The sequence below is a fragment of the Amaricoccus sp. W119 genome, assembly GCF_047275745.1.
Taxonomy (GTDB): Bacteria; Pseudomonadota; Alphaproteobacteria; order Rhodobacterales; family Rhodobacteraceae; genus Amaricoccus.
The window spans coordinates 61,847-76,560 of record NZ_JBKQWU010000003.1; the positions used below are offsets into that span (position 1 = coordinate 61,847).

Genomic DNA, 14,714 nt, shown 5'->3' on the forward strand with positions numbered 1-14,714 from the left:
ATGCGGTTCCTCTCAGTGCCGGTGCCGGTGGTGGGCGTCGGGATAATGCCGGTGGCTGTGCGTCATCGCCGCGTGCCGGTGCGGATGCGAATGCCAGGTGCCCGGCGCGACCGGATATGGGTGATCGTGAAGATGGTGCGCGTCATGGCGATGCCAATGCGTATGCTCCATCGCCAGATGGGTGTGATCGTGCTCATGCGTCTCGGTCAGATGCAGCCAGACGCCGAGCGCCATCAGCGCGCCGGCGGCCAGCAGGCCGACGGTCAGCGGCTCGCCCATGAGCGTGACGGCGAAGGCCGCCCCGAGGAACGGCGCGACCCCGAAATAAGCGCCCGCCCGCGCGGTGCCGAGCCCGCGCAGCGCGAAGATGAAGAGCGTGAGGCTGACGCCATAGGCGAGGAACCCGAGCAGCAGCGCCGCGCCGAGCGCCGGCGTCCCGGGCAGACCCGCCCCGAGCACGAGGGCGATCGTCACATTGACCGGCCCCGCGACGAGGCCCTTCACCATGGCGAGCCAGCTCGCATCGGCGAGCGAGACCTGACGCGTGAGGTTGTTGTCGATCCCCCAGGCGAGACAGGCGCCAAGCACGAGCAGCGAGGGCACGAGATCGCCCATTTCGAACTGCCCGCCCGTGGCGATCAGCACCGCGCCGGCGGTGATCGCAACCATGCCGAGCGCGACACGGCCGTCGAAATTCTCGCGAAAGACGAACCAGGCGACGAGGGCGGTGAAGACCCCCTCGGCCGTCAGAAGCAGCGAGGCGGCGGAGGCATCCATGCCTGCGAGTCCGGCCATCAGCAGGACGGGCCCGACGACGCCGCCCGCGAGGATCGCACCCGCGAGCCAGGGAAGCTCGGCCCGCTCCGGCCGCGCCTCCGGCTGACGCGTCGCATGCCGCCAGATAAGGAGTCCGAGGCCCGAGCCGAGATAGAGGAGCCCCGCGAGCATGAACGGATCGACCGCGCCGACGAGCAGCTTGCCGAGCGGCGCGGCCAGCCCGAAGAGCAGCGCGGAGGCGAGCGCCGCCTGGACCGCCGGATCGCGGAGGGCGCCCATCATTCCGCCGCCACGGGGGTGGCGCGGTCGAAATCCTCGGGGAACAGCCGGATCGCCGAGAGGACCGGCATCGGCGTCAGCCCGCCCATCGCGCAGAGCGAGCCGTCGCGCATCACCTCGCAGAGATCGTCGATCAGCGCGATGTTCTTCGCGACATTCTCGCCGCGCAGGATCTTCTCCACCGTCTCCTTGCCGCGAATGGCGCCGATCCGGCAGGGCGTGCACTTGCCGCAGCTTTCCTCCTCGCAGAACTCGAAGGCGAAGCGCGCCATCTCGGCCATGTCCACGGTGTCGTCGAAGACCACGACGCCGCCATGGCCGAGCATCGCCTGCGCCTCCGCGAGCGCCTCGTAGTCCATCGGCAGATCGAGCATCGCCTCGGAGACATAGGCGCCGAGCGGCCCGCCGACCTGCGCGGTCCGGAACGGGCGGCCGCTCTTGGTGCCGCCGCCGAAATCCTCGATCAATTCGCGGATGGTGACGCCGAAGGCCTTCTCGACCAGACCGCCATGCTTGATGTTCCCGGCGAGCTGGAAGGGCTGGGTGCCCTGCGAGCGGCCGACGCCGTAGTCCTTGTAGAAGGCCGCGCCCTTGTCGAGCACGATCGGCACCGAGGCGAGCGTCAGCACGTTGTTGATCACCGTGGGCGCGCCGAAGAGGCCCGCGATCGCCGGGATCGGCGGCTTGACGCGAACCGTGCCGCGCTTGCCCTCGATGCTCTCGAGCATCGAGCTTTCCTCGCCGCAGATATAGGCGCCGGCGCCGCGGCGGACCCGCATCCGGAAGGCGCGGCCCGAGCCGCCGACATCCGGCCCGTTCCAGCCCGCGTCCTCCATCACGCGAATCGCGGCCTTCATCTGGCTGATCGCGCGGGGATATTCGGAGCGGATGTAGATATAGCCCTCGGCAGCGCCGGTCGCGAGGCCCGCGATCGTCATCGCCTCGACGAGCAGCAGCGGATCGCCCTCCATCACCATCCGGTCGGCGAAGGTGCCGCTGTCGCCCTCGTCGGCGTTGCAGGCGACGTATTTCCTGGGCGCGCTCTGGTCGAGCACCGTCTTCCACTTGATCCCCGCCGGAAAGCCCGCGCCGCCCCGTCCGCGAAGCCCGGATTCGAGCACTTCGGCGCCGATCGCCGCCGGCTCCATCGCCAGCGCCTTCCGAAGGCCCGCGAGCCCGCCATGCGCCTCGTAATCCGCGAGGTCGAGCGGATCGATCACGCCGACGCGGGCGAAGGTCAGCCGCTCCTGTTTCGCGAGATAGGGAATGTCCCCGGCCCGGCCGTGGCCGAGCGGATGATCGCTCCCGTCGAGGATCGCGTCGAGCACCGAGGCCGCGTCCTCCGCGCTCACCGGGCCGAAGGCGACCCGCTCGGCACCCGTGCCCGCCTCGACGAGCGGCTCGAGCCAGAGCAGCCCGCGCGAGCCGTTGCGGATGATCTCGATCTCGACGCCCCGCGCCTTGGCGGCGGCCCCCAGGGCGGCGGCGGTCTCGTCGGCGCCGGCGGCGAGCGCCGCGGTATCCGCCGGCACATAGATCCGGGTCATGACAGCGCCTCCACCAGAGCCGCGTCGAGCTTTTCCTCGGTCACATGCGCGAGCGGCCGGTCGTTCAGCATCGCCGCCGGCGACTGGGCGCAGAGGCCGAGGCAGAACACCTGTTCGATGGTGACACCGGCGCGGGACGTTCCGCCAAGCTCGGTGCCGTAGCGCTCGCAGATCCGTTCGATCAGCCGGCTCGCGCCCATCGACTGGCACGATTCGGCGCGGCAGACCTTGAGGACGACGCGCCCCGCCGGCTCGCGGCGGAAGTCGTGGTAGAAGGAGACGACGCCATGCACCTCCGCCCGGCTGATGTTGAGCGCGTTCGCGATCGCGGGCAGCACCTGCTCGGGCACGTAGCCCTCGCGGTCCTGAAGCTCGTGCAGGATCTCGATCAGTTCGGCGGGGTCGTTTCCGTGGCTTGCGCAGATTTCCGCCGCGGCCGTCGCCCGCGGGTCGGTTGCATCGGGCATCGCTTCGTTTTCCTCCTGTCCGCGCCTCTCGGTAGCGCGGCTTCTCCCTGAAATATGCGCCCACATCGGTCAGGTTGCAAATCGGGTGATTCTATGACTCGATAGACAATGTCGATGATGCGGCGCATCATTGATCGACACCATCAATGATCATTCCGTGGCGGAGGTCAGCCCCGCGATGCCGCCCAGCGCCTTCGCGGTCTCGATGAGCGCGGCGATGAGTGGCGGCGGCGGATCGCGCTCCAGCGCCACGATGCCGATCGTCCGCGTCAGCGCGGGCGCGACGAGGGGGATCGAGCGGACGCGGCCGCCCTCGCCGAAGATGGCGGCGAAATGCGCCGGCAGGATCGTCGCATACCCGCCGTGCGCGACATGGGCGCAGAGCGCCAGCATCGAGTTGCTCTCCACCATCGGCCGGGGCGCGCGCTCGGCCGTCGCGAAGGCCGCGTCGAGGATGCGCCGGTTCTGCATGTCGGGCGTCATCGCGCAGAGCGGCAGGTCCGCCGCCTCGGCCCAGGTGATCTCCGCGCGCCGGGCGAGCACCGAATCGGCGGCTACGAACAGCCGGTACTGCTCGGCGAAGAGCGGCCAGGTCGTGCCGATCCCGAGCGGTTCGCCGTCGAGATAGGTGAGGCCGGCGTCGATGGAGAAATCCTCAAGGCCGCGCGCGATCTGGCGCGAGGTCTGAGACAGGATCTCGAATCCGATCCGCGGGTAGCGCAGGCGGAGCGCCTCGGTCAGCCGCGGCAGGCAGGGCATCGCGGTTGGAATCACACCGAGCGTCATCCGCCCCTCGGGCTCGCCGGAAAGCGCGGAGAGGTCGCGACGCATGCCGTCCACGTCCTCGACGATCCGCCGCGCCCAGCCAAGCACGCGCTCGCCCTCGGGCGTCAGCCCGTGGTAGCGCTGGCCGCGCAGCACGAGCGGAACGCCCAGTTCCTCCTCGAGCTGGCGAATCCGTGCCGAAAGCGTCGGTTGGGTGACGAAACAGGTCTCCGCGGCCCGGGTGAAATGCCCTTCGCGCGCCAGAGCGATCAGGTAGCGCAACTGCCGGATGTCCATCCCGATCTCCCTCGGCCCCCGCCCGATCCATCCGCCGAAGGGAGCAGGAGCCGGGCCGCGACGCAACCGGCAACCGTTCCCGCGCGAATCCCCAAGGCCATCTCTGCGAGCATCCCCGAAGGCAACCCCGGCTTTCGGCGCGGTTAACGGCGGGATGCGCCAAATGCATGGCAGGCATGCGAAAATCCGAGCATCGCGCGGCGCCCGCGTCTCTCTATATTCGCCTCGTTTCGCCCTCCTGTTCGGATTAGTAACGATGCCTGGCATCCTCGAAGCGACCGGCCTTGTCGCAGCCGTCCTGACCACCCTCGCCTTCCTGCCGCAGGTCATCCAGACCTGGCGCAGCCGCTCGACCGCCGGCCTGAACCTCGGCATGCTGCTGTCGCTCGCGACCGGTGTCGCACTCTGGTTCGTCTACGGACTCGGAACCGGCCAGGTGCCGGTGATTCTCGCCAACGGCGCGACGCTGATGCTGGTCGCGGTGCTTCTGGGCCTGAAACTGCGCGATCTGTTCGTCCGGCTGGCCTGAGCCGCGCCCGCGCCGCGGAGGAGCAGCTGAGAAGCCGGGCGAGCCTCGGGGGAAACGCGCCGTGCCCGCGCGTTTCCTAGGGCCGACAAATTGTCTCGGTGAAAGATTGCGTCGCCCCGGACGCATCCGCGCTATATATTCGCAATCGCAGCGTACCGCGCGGCGACCCGGACGACAGCGCGTCGGCCGGTTTCCGACAATGCCCAGGGGGAACTATGAGCTCAGAAATCGGTCTTCTTGGCCTTGGCACGATGGGCCGGGCACTGGCACTGAACATCGCTGACAAGGGCCACGACATCGCCGTTTTCAACCGCACGACCGAGGTCACCGGGAAATTCGCGGCCGAGGCGGGGGATCTGGCGGAGCGGATCACGCCCTGCGACACGCTCGAAAGCTTCGTCGCCGCGATCCGGAGCCCGCGCACGATCATCCTGATGGTTCCGGCCGGCAAGCCGGTCGACGAGATGATCGCCGCGCTTCGGCCCCTGCTCGCGCCCGAGGATCTGCTGATCGACGCCGGCAACGCCGATTTCCACGACACCCGCCGCCGCGCCGCCGAGGCGCGGGACAAGGGCGAGCTCTTCCTCGGAATGGGAGTCTCGGGTGGCGAGGACGGCGCGCGGCATGGTCCCTCGATCATGGGCGGCGGCCCCAGGGAAGGCTGGGATCGCGTATCCTCCGTGTTGGAGGCGATCGCGGCGAAATACGAGGGCACGCCCTGCGCTACCTGGATGGGCGAGGACGGCGCCGGCCATTTCGTCAAGACCGTGCACAACGGGATCGAGTACGCCGACATGCAGATGATCGCTGAGGTCTACGGCATCATGCGCGACGGGCTCGGCATGGAGGCGACCGAGATCGCCGATGTCTTCGACCGCTGGAACGAGGGGCCGCTCAGGAGCTTCCTCATCGAGATCTCCGGCAAGGTCGCGCGCACCATCGACCCGGAAACGCACCAGCCGCTGCTCGACGTGATCCTGGACGCCGCGGGTCAGAAGGGAACCGGGCGCTGGACCGCCATCGAGGCGCTGATGCTCGGCGCCCCCGCCTCGACGATCGAGGCGGCGGTCGGCGCGCGCAACCTCTCTTCCCGGCTGCAGGACCGCAAGGGCGGCGAGGCGATCTTCGGGCCGGCGCCGACGCGGATCGAGCCGGCGGAGGGCGTGCTCGACGAACTCGAACAGGCGCTGCTCGCCGGCAAGATCTCCTGCTATGCCCAAGGCTTCGGGCTCCTCTCCGCGGCCTCGCAGGAATACGGCTGGGACCTGCCGCTCGATGCGATCGCCCGCGTCTGGCGCGCGGGCTGCATCATCCGTTCGGCGATGCTCGACGACATGGCCCATGCGCTCGCGGTCTCCGGCCTCACCAACCTCATGTTCGCGCCGAGCTTCGCCTCGCGGATGACGGGGAATCACGGAGGACTCCGCGCCACCGTCGCCAAGGCCGCGCTGCATGGGCTCCCCGTGCCCGCGCTCAGCGCCGCGCTCGCCTATTTCGACACGATGCGGACATCGCGCGGCACGGCCAACATGCTGCAGGGCCAGCGGGACTACTTCGGGCTGCACGGGTTCGAACGGCTGGACCGGTCCGGGACCCATCACGGGCCGTGGGCGACCAATCCTCAACCTTGACGTGTGAGGCACTACGCGGATCTAACGCTGGCCGATCATACGTGCGATAATCGGCGTGTCGTGGGAACGGATGACGGGTTCTCGCGTGTTCTCAATTGCTAAGCCATCGGTTTCTCGGCAGAGAAGCGATGTGTGGAAAGGCGGGCCGTGACTCGAAAGCGCTTGTTCCGGGCAAGTCGGTTTCCCGCGACCGCGCGGGTGGAGACGGGGCTAGCTTTTGCCGCGCGCGCGTCGTAAGATCGGGCGAGGGACTATAATTCCATGAACCGTCGAAGCTTTCTCGGTACCGCGGGCGCTCTCCATCTGGCGGCCTTGTTTCGGGGGTCAGCCGCCTTCGCCCAGGACTCGGCCCCGTTCAGCCGCGGCACCGTCGTCGAAGCCGCGCGGGCGCTTGCGTCCGAGCCGTTCGTCCAGCCCGGGCCGGCGGTCCCGGACCCGTTGCTGCAGCTTTCCTATTCCGACTACCAGCATATCCGGTACAAGGACGACCGGCGGCTGTTCACCAATCCGCCCAGTGGCTTCGCCGTCGATCTTCTGCATCCCGGTTTCATCTACCGGGTGCCAGTCGAGATCTACACCGTCGAGAACGGCAACGCGACCAAGGTCGGGTTCAACACCGACCTCTTCACCTATCAGGGCATTGAGCCGCCGGGACCGGACGCCGCGCTCGAGTTCAGCGGCTTCCGCGGACGCACGCCGCTCAACTCGCCCGACTTCATGGACGAGTTCCTCGTCTTCGCCGGCGCGAGCTACTTCCGCGCGATCGCACGGGGCCAGATCTTCGGTCTCTCGGCGCGCGGGCTCTCGATCGGGACGGCCGACCCGGGGGGCGAGGAATTTCCGTTCTTCAAGACCTTCTGGCTCGAGCGGCCCGGCGACGGGCGGATGGTCGTCCACGCGCTGCTCGACGGGCCGAGCGCCTCGGGCGCTTTCCGCTTCACGATCCGCCCCGGCGACGAGACGATCATGGATGTCGAGGCGACCGTCTGCGCCCGCGTCGACGTCCGCACCATGGGTCTCGCGCCGCTGACGTCGATGTTCCTCTACGATGCCAAGGAGCGGGACGGCTACGACGATTTCCGGCCCGGCGTCCATGACAGCGACGGGCTCGCGATGTGGAACGGCGGGGGCGAGCGCATCTGGCGCCCGCTGCACAATCCCCGCCTGCTGCAGGTCAGCTCCTTCGCCGACAGCGGCCCGCGCGGCTTCGGCCTGATCCAGCGCGAGAAGCGGTTTTCCGAGTACGAGGATCTGGAGGCGCTCTATCACAAGCGCCCGAGCCTCTGGGTCGAGCCGATCGGCGACTGGGGCAAGGGTCAGGTGGTGCTGGTCGAGATCCCGAACACCGTCGAGATCCACGACAACATGGTCGCGTTCTGGCGCCCGGAGGAGCCGCTTCTGGCCGGCGGCGAAACCACCTTCACCTACCGGCTCACCTGGGGTTGGGACGCGCCGCCGACCCATCTGCTCCGGGTCACCCGCACGCTGACCGGGATCGGCACGCAGGAAAGCTGGCGGCGTTTCGCCGTCGATTTCTCCAATCCGGGCGTCGCCGTTGGGGCGCCTGCCACCGAATTCTCCGCCAATATCTCCGCCTCGGTCGGAGCGGTGCAGAACATCGTCGTCATGGACAACCCAGAAATCGGCGGCATCCGCGTCGCGTTCGAGGTAGATCCCCAGGGCAACGAGGCCGTGGATCTGCGGCTCGACCTGCTGCGCAATGGCGCGCCCGCGGGCGAGGTGTGGGTCTACAGATGGACCGAGTAGCCAAGGCGATCCCGGCGCGGGAAGCCGGTCCGCCGCTTCCCCCGCCCTCGCCGCGCGAAATGCCGATCCAGAACCTCCGCCGCTTCGACCGGTCGAAACGCGCGGTCAAACCCAGCTTCGACCGGAGCGTGTTTCTCGCCCGGCTGTCGCTCTTCGGCGGCACGCTGGCGCTCACCGCCTGGATGGCGCACGAGATGTATCTCGTGCTCTCGGTCGGTGAACTCGTCGCCATCGAGATGGTGATGCTCGTCCTTTTCGTCATCAACATCGGCTGGATCGCCTTCGGCGCGGTCTCGACCCTGCTCGGCCTCCTCTCGACGCCGAAGCCGCGACCCCGGACGAAAACGCCGCTCCGCGACAGGGTGGCGCTGCTGCTGCCGGTCTACAACGAGGACACGGCGCAGTTCGTCGGCACCGCCTGCGCCACGCTGCGGGAACTGGCCGAACGCGGCGAGGGCAAGAGTTTCGATCTTTTCGTGCTGAGCGACACCAACAAGGCCGATGTCTGGCTCGCCGAGCAGGCGATGATCGCGGAGGCGCGGCGCGACCCGTTCATCGCCCGCCACCTCTTCTATCGCCATCGCCTCAAGAACCGCGAGCGCAAGGTCGGCAACATCAGCGACTGGGTGGAACGTTGGGGCGGCGCCTATCCGGCCTTCGTGGTCTTCGACGCCGACAGCCTCATGGAGGCGGAAACCATCATCGAACTCGCGCACCGGATGGAGGCCGACGACAAGGCCGGGCTCATCCAGACGGTGCCCTGCCTCATCAACGGCCGCACGGTGCTCGCCCGCGCCCAGCAATTCGCGGCGCGCGTCTACGGCCCCCTGCTCGCCCGCGGGCTCGGCGTCTGGTTCGGCAATGCCGGCAACTACTGGGGCCACAACGCGATCATCCGGACCGAGGCCTTCGCGAGCGCCGCCGGCCTGCCGATCCTGCCCGGGCGCAAGCCCTTCGGCGGCATGGTGATGAGCCACGATTTCGTCGAGGCGGCGATGATGCGCCGCGCCGGCTGGTCGATCATCATGGCCGACGATCTCGGCGGCAGCTTCGAACAGGCGCCGCCCAATCTCATGGAACTCGTCGCGCGCGACCGCCGCTGGTGCCAGGGCAACCTGCAGCATCTGGCGCTCATCAACACCGCGGGCTTCCACCCGCTGAGCCGCCTGCATCTGGCGATGGGGGTCATGTCTTACCTCGCCTCGCCGCTCTGGTTCCTGTTCCTGCTGACGGGCATGCTGCTCGCGTTGCACGCCAATCTCGTGCCACCGAACTATTTCCCCGAGGGCTGGTCGCTGTTTCCGACCTGGCCGCAGATCGACGCGCGGCGCGCGATGATGCTCTTCGGTCTCTGCATGCTGGTCTTGTTCCTGCCCAAGCTGCTCGGCCTCATCGCCTTCATCGGCGAACGCGCCTCTCGCGGGCTCCGCATCCGGGTCGTCGTGGGCTTCTTCGTCGAGAACATCGTATCGGCGCTGATCGCGCCCGTAATGATGCTGACCCAGAGCCGGTCGGTGGTGGAGATCCTGACCGGCGCCGACAGCGGCTGGCGCGCGCAGGCGCGCGACGCCGAGCGCATCCCCTGGCGCATTCTCTGGAGCTTCCACCACCGCCACATGTTCGTCGGCATCCTGCTCGCCGTGCTGGCCGGGCTGATCTCCTGGTCGCTCCTGGCCTGGATGAGCCCCGCGCTCACCGGAATGATCGTCGCGATCCCGCTCGCCGCCTTCGTCTCCAACGGCAAGGTTGGAAGCTGGCTCAAGCGTCGTGCGCGGCTCCTGGTGACGCCGGAGGAGGAGCATCCGCCGGTGATCTCGATCGCGGCCGAGGCCATCGCGGAGGAAATGCGCGACCGCCGCCCGCCGCCCGCGACCATCGCCGATCTGCTCGCCGACAAGCCCGCGCTCGACCGGCACCTCGCCTGGCTCGACGCGCCGACCGCGCGGCGGCCGGGCGAGCCGGATGCCACACTGGCGGCGGGCTGGCTGAAGCTCTGCGACGGGGCCGAGCCCGATTCGCTCGATCCCGCCGAGCGCTACGCCATCCTCGCCTCGGAACCGATCATGCGCCGGCTGATCGCCGGGAGCGTCGCGCTCTGACCGGAAGCACCGGCCGCCGGCGCCGCCCCGCGCCGCGACCGGTCCCGCCGATCTCACTGTCCCCGTCGGGACGCCCTATTGCGATGAATGTCCTTCGGGCAGGGCGGCGATGCGCCGGTGGATCGTGCTCCGATGGATGCCGAGCCGCCGCGCCGCCTCGCTGACGTTGCCGCCACATTCGCGGAGCGTCCTGAGGATCAGCTCGGTTTCCGCGTCGTGGAGCGTCTCGGCCGCGCGCGCGGGCTCGGCGAGGAATTCCGGAGCGCCCTTGTCGGCGTCCTGCCACTCGCAGACGAAGCTCTCCCCGTTCGGCCCGCGCAGTGTCGTGCCGCCCCAGGCGGCGCGTGCCTGGATGCCGAACAGCGCCTCGAACTGGACGCGGTCGAGCGCGTCCCAGGCGAGTCCGACCAGCGACAGGCCGCGTCGGTTCGCAGCCACCAGCGTCTCGTCGCGGAAGATCAACGCCCCCTCGCGCACGGTGCCGAGCATGCCGGCATCGGTATGCAGCCGGAGAATCCGGCAGCCATCGAACCGCTGACGCAGCAGCCGATGCTCGATCTGTGCGACCGCCATGCGCACGAGCCCGAGCGCGTGGGTGTGGGCAGTTCCCGAGGAGCCGGAGATATCGAGCACACCCATCGTCGCGCCGCGCGGATCGATGATCGGCGTCGCCGAGCAGCTGAGAAGCTCGTGCCCGGCGAAATAATGCTCCCCACCGTGCACCGCCACCGCCCGCCGCTCCGCCAGCGCGACGCCGATCGCATTCGTGCCCGTGCTCGCCTCGCTCCAGTCCACGCCCGGGCGAAGCGCGACCCCGGCGGCCCGCCCGGCGAAGGCCGTGTCGCCGAGCGTATCGAGGATCATGCCTGTCGCATCGGTGAGAATGACGACGCTCCCGGTCTCGCGCGCCTCGACGCCCAGCATCTCCAGTTCGGGGCGGCAGAGACGACAGAACCGCGCATGACGCTCGTGCAGGTGGCGCAGGTCGCCCTGCGGGATCGGGTCCGGCGTCGGTGTCGTGCGCTCCCGCAACCCCATGTCGGAGCAGCGAATCCAGGAACGCAGCACCGCGTGGCCGAGTTGGTCCGAGGGGAGCTTCCCCTCGTCGAAGTATTCCTGTCTCGCGCGATCGATCGTCGAATCGCCTGCACGGCGCATAAGAGCCGCTCCCTTCCCTGAGGTGTCGCAATCTGCGACAGCGTGACTTTTTTTGTCGCTTGGTGCGTCACACGATAGCTGGAAGCGCAACCTTGTCCAACGTTCAGCGTATAAACCCTGTGTCATCGGCGAACATCCGGTTGACGCGTGGGTACGGTCACGTACTCTCTCAATCAATAAGAAAGGCGGGCAGATCCCGCCGCCATCAGGAGGAGATAAAACATAATGAACGTTCAGGACGCTGTCGCCACTCGAAAAGCTCCGTTCAAGGCCAAGTACGGCAACTTCATCGGTGGCGAATTCGTTGAACCCGTCGAAGGTCGCTATTTCGACAACACTTCCCCGATCAACGGACAGGTCATCACTTCCCTCGCCCGTTCGAGCGATAAGGATATCGAGCGCGCGCTCGACGCGGCCCATGCCGCGAAGGACGCCTGGGGGGAAACCTCGCCCGCCGAGCGAGCCCAGGTGCTCCTGCGCATCGCCGACCGGATGGAGGAGAATCTCGAAACGATCGCCACGGCCGAGACCTGGGACAACGGCAAGCCGATTCGCGAAACCATGGCGGCCGACATTCCGCTCGCGATCGACCATTTCCGTTACTTCGCCGGCTGTCTGCGCGCGCAGGAAGGCTCGCTTTCCGAGATCGACAAGGACACGATCGCCTATCATTTCCATGAGCCGCTCGGCGTCGTGGGTCAGATCATCCCGTGGAACTTCCCGCTGCTCATGGCCTGCTGGAAGCTCGCCCCCGCGCTCGCCGCCGGCAACTGCATCGTGCTGAAGCCCGCCGAGCAGACCCCCGCCTCGATCATGGTGCTGCTCGACATCATCGGCGACCTGCTGCCCCCGGGCGTGCTCAACGTGGTGAACGGTTTCGGCGTCGAAGCCGGCAAGCCGCTGGCCTCCAACCCGCGGATCGCCAAGATCGCCTTCACCGGCGAGACGACGACCGGCCGGCTCATCATGCAGTACGCCGCCCAGAACCTCATTCCGGTGACGCTGGAGCTCGGCGGCAAGTCCCCGAACATCTTCTTCGAGGATGTGGCGAACGAGGACGACGACTACTTCGACAAGGCGCTCGAAGGCTTCACGATGTTCGCGCTCAACCAGGGTGAGGTCTGCACCTGCCCGTCGCGCGCGCTGATTCACGAGTCGATCTTCGACCGCTTCATGGAGCGGGCGGTGAAGCGCGTGGAAGCCATCAAGCAGGGCGACCCGCTCGACCCCTCGACCATGATGGGCGCGCAGGCCTCGTCGGAGCAGATGGAGAAGATCCTCTCCTATCTCGACATCGGCCGCCAGGAAGGCGCGGAAGTGCTCGCCGGCGGTGAGCGCAACAAGCTCGAAGGCGATCTGGCCGACGGTTACTACGTGAAGCCGACGGTCCTGAAGGGCAACAACAAGATGCGGGTCTTCCAGGAGGAGATCTTCGGCCCGGTCGTCTCGGTCACGACCTTCAAGACCGACGAGGAAGCGCTCGAGATCGCCAACGACACGCTCTACGGCCTCGGCTCGGGCGTCTGGACCCGCGACGGCAACCGCGCCTATCGCATGGGCCGGGGCATCAAGGCCGGCCGTGTCTGGACCAACTGCTACCACGCCTATCCGGCCCACGCCGCCTTCGGTGGCTACAAGCAGTCGGGCATCGGTCGTGAGAACCACCGGATGATGCTCGACCACTATCAGCAGACCAAGAACCTGCTGGTCAGCTACTCGCCGAAGAAGCTCGGCTTCTTCTGATCTCCCTGAGCAACTCCGGGGGTCCGGCCTTCGGGCCAGCCCCCGGCTTTTTCTTCGGGGAGGTTTGCCATGGCGGAAGTTGACGACAAGACCGGGGAGCAGGCGAGCGGGGCCGGCAAGGGAGCGGAGAAGGGGGCCAGCAAGGTCACCGCGACGCCGGCCGCGCTCGAACTGCTCGCCGAGATCGAAGCGGACCATGGGCCGGTGCTGTTCCACCAGTCCGGCGGCTGTTGCGATGGCTCCTCGCCGATGTGCTATGGGCGCGATGAATTCATGATCAGCGCGACGGACGTTCTGCTTGGCTACGTGGGGGACGCGCCGTTCTACATCAGCGGACCGCAGGCCGCGGTCTGGGCCCATACCGATCTGATCATCGATGTCGTGACCGGCCGTGGAGGGATGTTCTCCCTCGACAACGGCAGGGAACGCCGGTTCCTGACCCGCTCGACGATCTGCGCGGTCGCGCCGTCCAGCTGACGGTCAGGAGACTACCCCCGCGCGTCCTGCGCGGGGCACCAAACGAAAAGACAGGAGGAACAAATCCATGGCGAAGACCATGAAGGCCGCCGTCGTACGCGAGTTCGGCAAGCCGCTGTCGATCGACGAGGTTCCAATTCCCGAACCTGGCCCCCAGGAAATCCAGGTCGCCGTCCAGGCGTCCGGTGTCTGCCATACCGACCTGCACGCGGCCGAGGGGGACTGGCCCGTCAAGCCGAACCCGCCGTTCATTCCCGGCCATGAGGGCGTCGGCTTCGTCTCCGCCGTCGGCAAGGACGTGAAACATGTCAAGGAAGGCGACCGTGTCGGCGTTCCCTGGCTCTACAACGCCTGCGGCCATTGCCGTCACTGCCTCGGCGGCTGGGAGACGCTCTGCACCGAGCAGAAGAACACCGGCTACTCGGTGAACGGCGGCTTCGCCGATTATGTGATCGCCGACCCGAACTACGTCGGCCACCTGCCCGACAACGCGGATTTCGCCGAGATGGCGCCGATCCTCTGCGCGGGCGTGACGGTCTACAAGGGCCTCAAGGTCACCGATACCAAGCCCGGCGACTGGGTTGTGATCTCCGGCATCGGCGGCCTCGGCCACATGGCAGTCCAGTACGCCAAGGCGATGGGCATGAACGTCGCCGCGGTGGACATCTCCGAGGACAAGCTCGAGCTTGCCAAGAAGCTCGGCGCGACCCTGACGGTGAACGCCAAGGAAGAGGACCCGGCCGCGGTCATCAAGCGCGAGACCGGCGGCGGCGCCCAGGGCGTGCTCGTCACCGCGGTCAGCCCGAAGGCCTTCGAACAGGCGATCGGCATGGTGGACCGGGGCGGCACCATCTCGCTCAACGGCCTGCCCCCGGGCGACTTCCCGCTCGACATCTTCGGCATGGTGCTGAACGGCATCACCGTGCGCGGCTCGATCGTCGGCACCAGGCTCGACCTGCAGGAGTCGATCGACTTCGCGGCGCAGGGCAAGGTCAAGGCGACGATCTCCAAGGCCAAGCTCGAGGATGTCAACGACGTCTTCGCGAAGATGCACAAGGGCCAGATCGACGGCCGTATCGTGCTCGACATCGCCGGCTGACCCCGGCCGCCGACCTGAACGACCCGGCGGGGCCTCCTCGGAGGCCCCGTTCGCGTGTCGCGCCTTAACCGGCGGGTAA

General features: G+C 67.9%; 12 protein-coding genes. 7 read left to right on the forward strand and 5 right to left on the reverse strand.

Features of this window, described 5'->3' with window-relative positions:
* Positions 1 to 12: 12 nt before the first annotated feature.
* The 4 genes from ACLJK8_RS03275 to ACLJK8_RS03290 all read right to left on the reverse strand — a co-directional run bounded on the left by ACLJK8_RS03275 (position 13) and on the right by ACLJK8_RS03290 (position 4,132).
* Entirely contained in the window at positions 13 to 1,059 is a 1,047-nt protein-coding gene (locus ACLJK8_RS03275; protein ID WP_413148615.1) for an EamA family transporter, read from the reverse strand.
* On the reverse strand, positions 1,056 to 2,603 hold the full coding sequence (locus ACLJK8_RS03280) for an NADH-ubiquinone oxidoreductase-F iron-sulfur binding region domain-containing protein (RefSeq protein ID WP_413148617.1): 1,548 nt from the start codon (positions 2,601 to 2,603) through the stop codon (positions 1,056 to 1,058). Before ACLJK8_RS03280 ends, ACLJK8_RS03275 begins: the two co-directional genes overlap by 4 nt.
* Complete coding sequence (locus ACLJK8_RS03285) at positions 2,600 to 3,070, reverse strand: NAD(P)H-dependent oxidoreductase subunit E (protein WP_413148619.1); 471 nt, start codon at positions 3,068 to 3,070, stop codon at positions 2,600 to 2,602. Before ACLJK8_RS03285 ends, ACLJK8_RS03280 begins: the two co-directional genes overlap by 4 nt.
* Before the next feature lie 150 nt (positions 3,071 to 3,220).
* Positions 3,221 to 4,132 carry a LysR family transcriptional regulator gene (locus ACLJK8_RS03290; RefSeq protein ID WP_413148621.1) on the reverse strand — a complete coding sequence of 304 codons (912 nt, stop codon included), beginning with the start codon at positions 4,130 to 4,132 and terminating at the stop codon, positions 3,221 to 3,223.
* 256 nt (positions 4,133 to 4,388) lie between these two features.
* Between ACLJK8_RS03290 and ACLJK8_RS03295 the strand changes: the two genes are divergently transcribed.
* The 4 genes from ACLJK8_RS03295 (at position 4,389) to mdoH (ending at position 10,158) form a co-directional block, all read left to right on the forward strand.
* Positions 4,389 to 4,661 carry a SemiSWEET transporter gene (locus ACLJK8_RS03295; protein WP_413148623.1) on the forward strand — a complete coding sequence of 91 codons (273 nt, stop codon included), beginning with the start codon at positions 4,389 to 4,391 and terminating at the stop codon, positions 4,659 to 4,661.
* Between the two features lie 215 nt (positions 4,662 to 4,876).
* Positions 4,877 to 6,292: an NADP-dependent phosphogluconate dehydrogenase gene (gndA, locus tag ACLJK8_RS03300; RefSeq protein WP_413148625.1), complete on the forward strand. Its 1,416-nt coding sequence runs from the start codon at positions 4,877 to 4,879 to the stop codon at positions 6,290 to 6,292.
* A 261-nt stretch (positions 6,293 to 6,553) separates the two neighbouring features.
* A complete protein-coding gene (locus tag ACLJK8_RS03305; protein WP_413148627.1) occupies positions 6,554 to 8,059 on the forward strand; it encodes a glucan biosynthesis protein in 1,506 nt (501 codons plus the stop codon).
* Complete coding sequence (gene mdoH / locus ACLJK8_RS03310; RefSeq protein WP_413148629.1) at positions 8,047 to 10,158, forward strand: glucans biosynthesis glucosyltransferase MdoH; 2,112 nt, start codon at positions 8,047 to 8,049, stop codon at positions 10,156 to 10,158. The genes ACLJK8_RS03305 and mdoH overlap by 13 nt, the downstream gene beginning before the upstream one ends.
* Positions 10,159 to 10,233: 75 nt before the next feature.
* Here the strand turns inward: mdoH and ACLJK8_RS03315 are convergent, their stop codons facing one another.
* The gene (locus ACLJK8_RS03315) at positions 10,234 to 11,316 is read right to left on the reverse strand and encodes a helix-turn-helix domain-containing protein (RefSeq protein ID WP_413148631.1); all 1,083 of its coding nucleotides are present in this window, start codon (positions 11,314 to 11,316) and stop codon (positions 10,234 to 10,236) included.
* Positions 11,317 to 11,541: 225 nt separating this feature from the next.
* Between ACLJK8_RS03315 and adh the strand changes: the two genes are divergently transcribed.
* The 3 genes from adh (at position 11,542) to adhP (ending at position 14,635) form a co-directional block, all read left to right on the forward strand.
* Positions 11,542 to 13,059 carry an aldehyde dehydrogenase gene (gene adh / locus ACLJK8_RS03320; protein ID WP_413148633.1) on the forward strand — a complete coding sequence of 506 codons (1,518 nt, stop codon included), beginning with the start codon at positions 11,542 to 11,544 and terminating at the stop codon, positions 13,057 to 13,059.
* 69 nt (positions 13,060 to 13,128) lie between these two features.
* Entirely contained in the window at positions 13,129 to 13,536 is a 408-nt protein-coding gene (locus ACLJK8_RS03325; RefSeq protein ID WP_413148635.1) for a DUF779 domain-containing protein, read from the forward strand.
* 67 nt (positions 13,537 to 13,603) lie between these two features.
* Positions 13,604 to 14,635, forward strand: a complete 1,032-nt coding sequence (gene adhP / locus ACLJK8_RS03330) for an alcohol dehydrogenase AdhP (RefSeq protein ID WP_413148637.1) — start codon at positions 13,604 to 13,606, stop codon at positions 14,633 to 14,635.
* The last annotated feature ends 79 nt before the right edge of the window (positions 14,636 to 14,714 follow it).

What these genes read in the sequence shown, in the direction of transcription:
- ACLJK8_RS03275 (WP_413148615.1), bottom strand. Translation starts at nt 1,059, where the DNA reads ATGATGGGCGCCCTCCGCGATCCGGCGGTCCAGGCGGCGCTCGCCTCC.
- ACLJK8_RS03280 (WP_413148617.1), bottom strand. Translation starts at nt 2,603, where the DNA reads ATGACCCGGATCTATGTGCCGGCGGATACCGCGGCGCTCGCCGCCGGC.
- ACLJK8_RS03285 (WP_413148619.1), bottom strand. Translation starts at nt 3,070, where the DNA reads ATGCCCGATGCAACCGACCCGCGGGCGACGGCCGCGGCGGAAATCTGC.
- ACLJK8_RS03290 (WP_413148621.1), bottom strand. Translation starts at nt 4,132, where the DNA reads ATGGACATCCGGCAGTTGCGCTACCTGATCGCTCTGGCGCGCGAAGGG.
- ACLJK8_RS03295 (WP_413148623.1), top strand. Translation starts at nt 4,389, where the DNA reads ATGCCTGGCATCCTCGAAGCGACCGGCCTTGTCGCAGCCGTCCTGACC.
- gndA (WP_413148625.1), top strand. Translation starts at nt 4,877, where the DNA reads ATGAGCTCAGAAATCGGTCTTCTTGGCCTTGGCACGATGGGCCGGGCA.
- ACLJK8_RS03305 (WP_413148627.1), top strand. Translation starts at nt 6,554, where the DNA reads ATGAACCGTCGAAGCTTTCTCGGTACCGCGGGCGCTCTCCATCTGGCG.
- mdoH (WP_413148629.1), top strand. Translation starts at nt 8,047, where the DNA reads ATGGACCGAGTAGCCAAGGCGATCCCGGCGCGGGAAGCCGGTCCGCCG.
- ACLJK8_RS03315 (WP_413148631.1), bottom strand. Translation starts at nt 11,316, where the DNA reads ATGCGCCGTGCAGGCGATTCGACGATCGATCGCGCGAGACAGGAATAC.
- adh (WP_413148633.1), top strand. Translation starts at nt 11,542, where the DNA reads ATGAACGTTCAGGACGCTGTCGCCACTCGAAAAGCTCCGTTCAAGGCC.
- ACLJK8_RS03325 (WP_413148635.1), top strand. Translation starts at nt 13,129, where the DNA reads ATGGCGGAAGTTGACGACAAGACCGGGGAGCAGGCGAGCGGGGCCGGC.
- adhP (WP_413148637.1), top strand. Translation starts at nt 13,604, where the DNA reads ATGGCGAAGACCATGAAGGCCGCCGTCGTACGCGAGTTCGGCAAGCCG.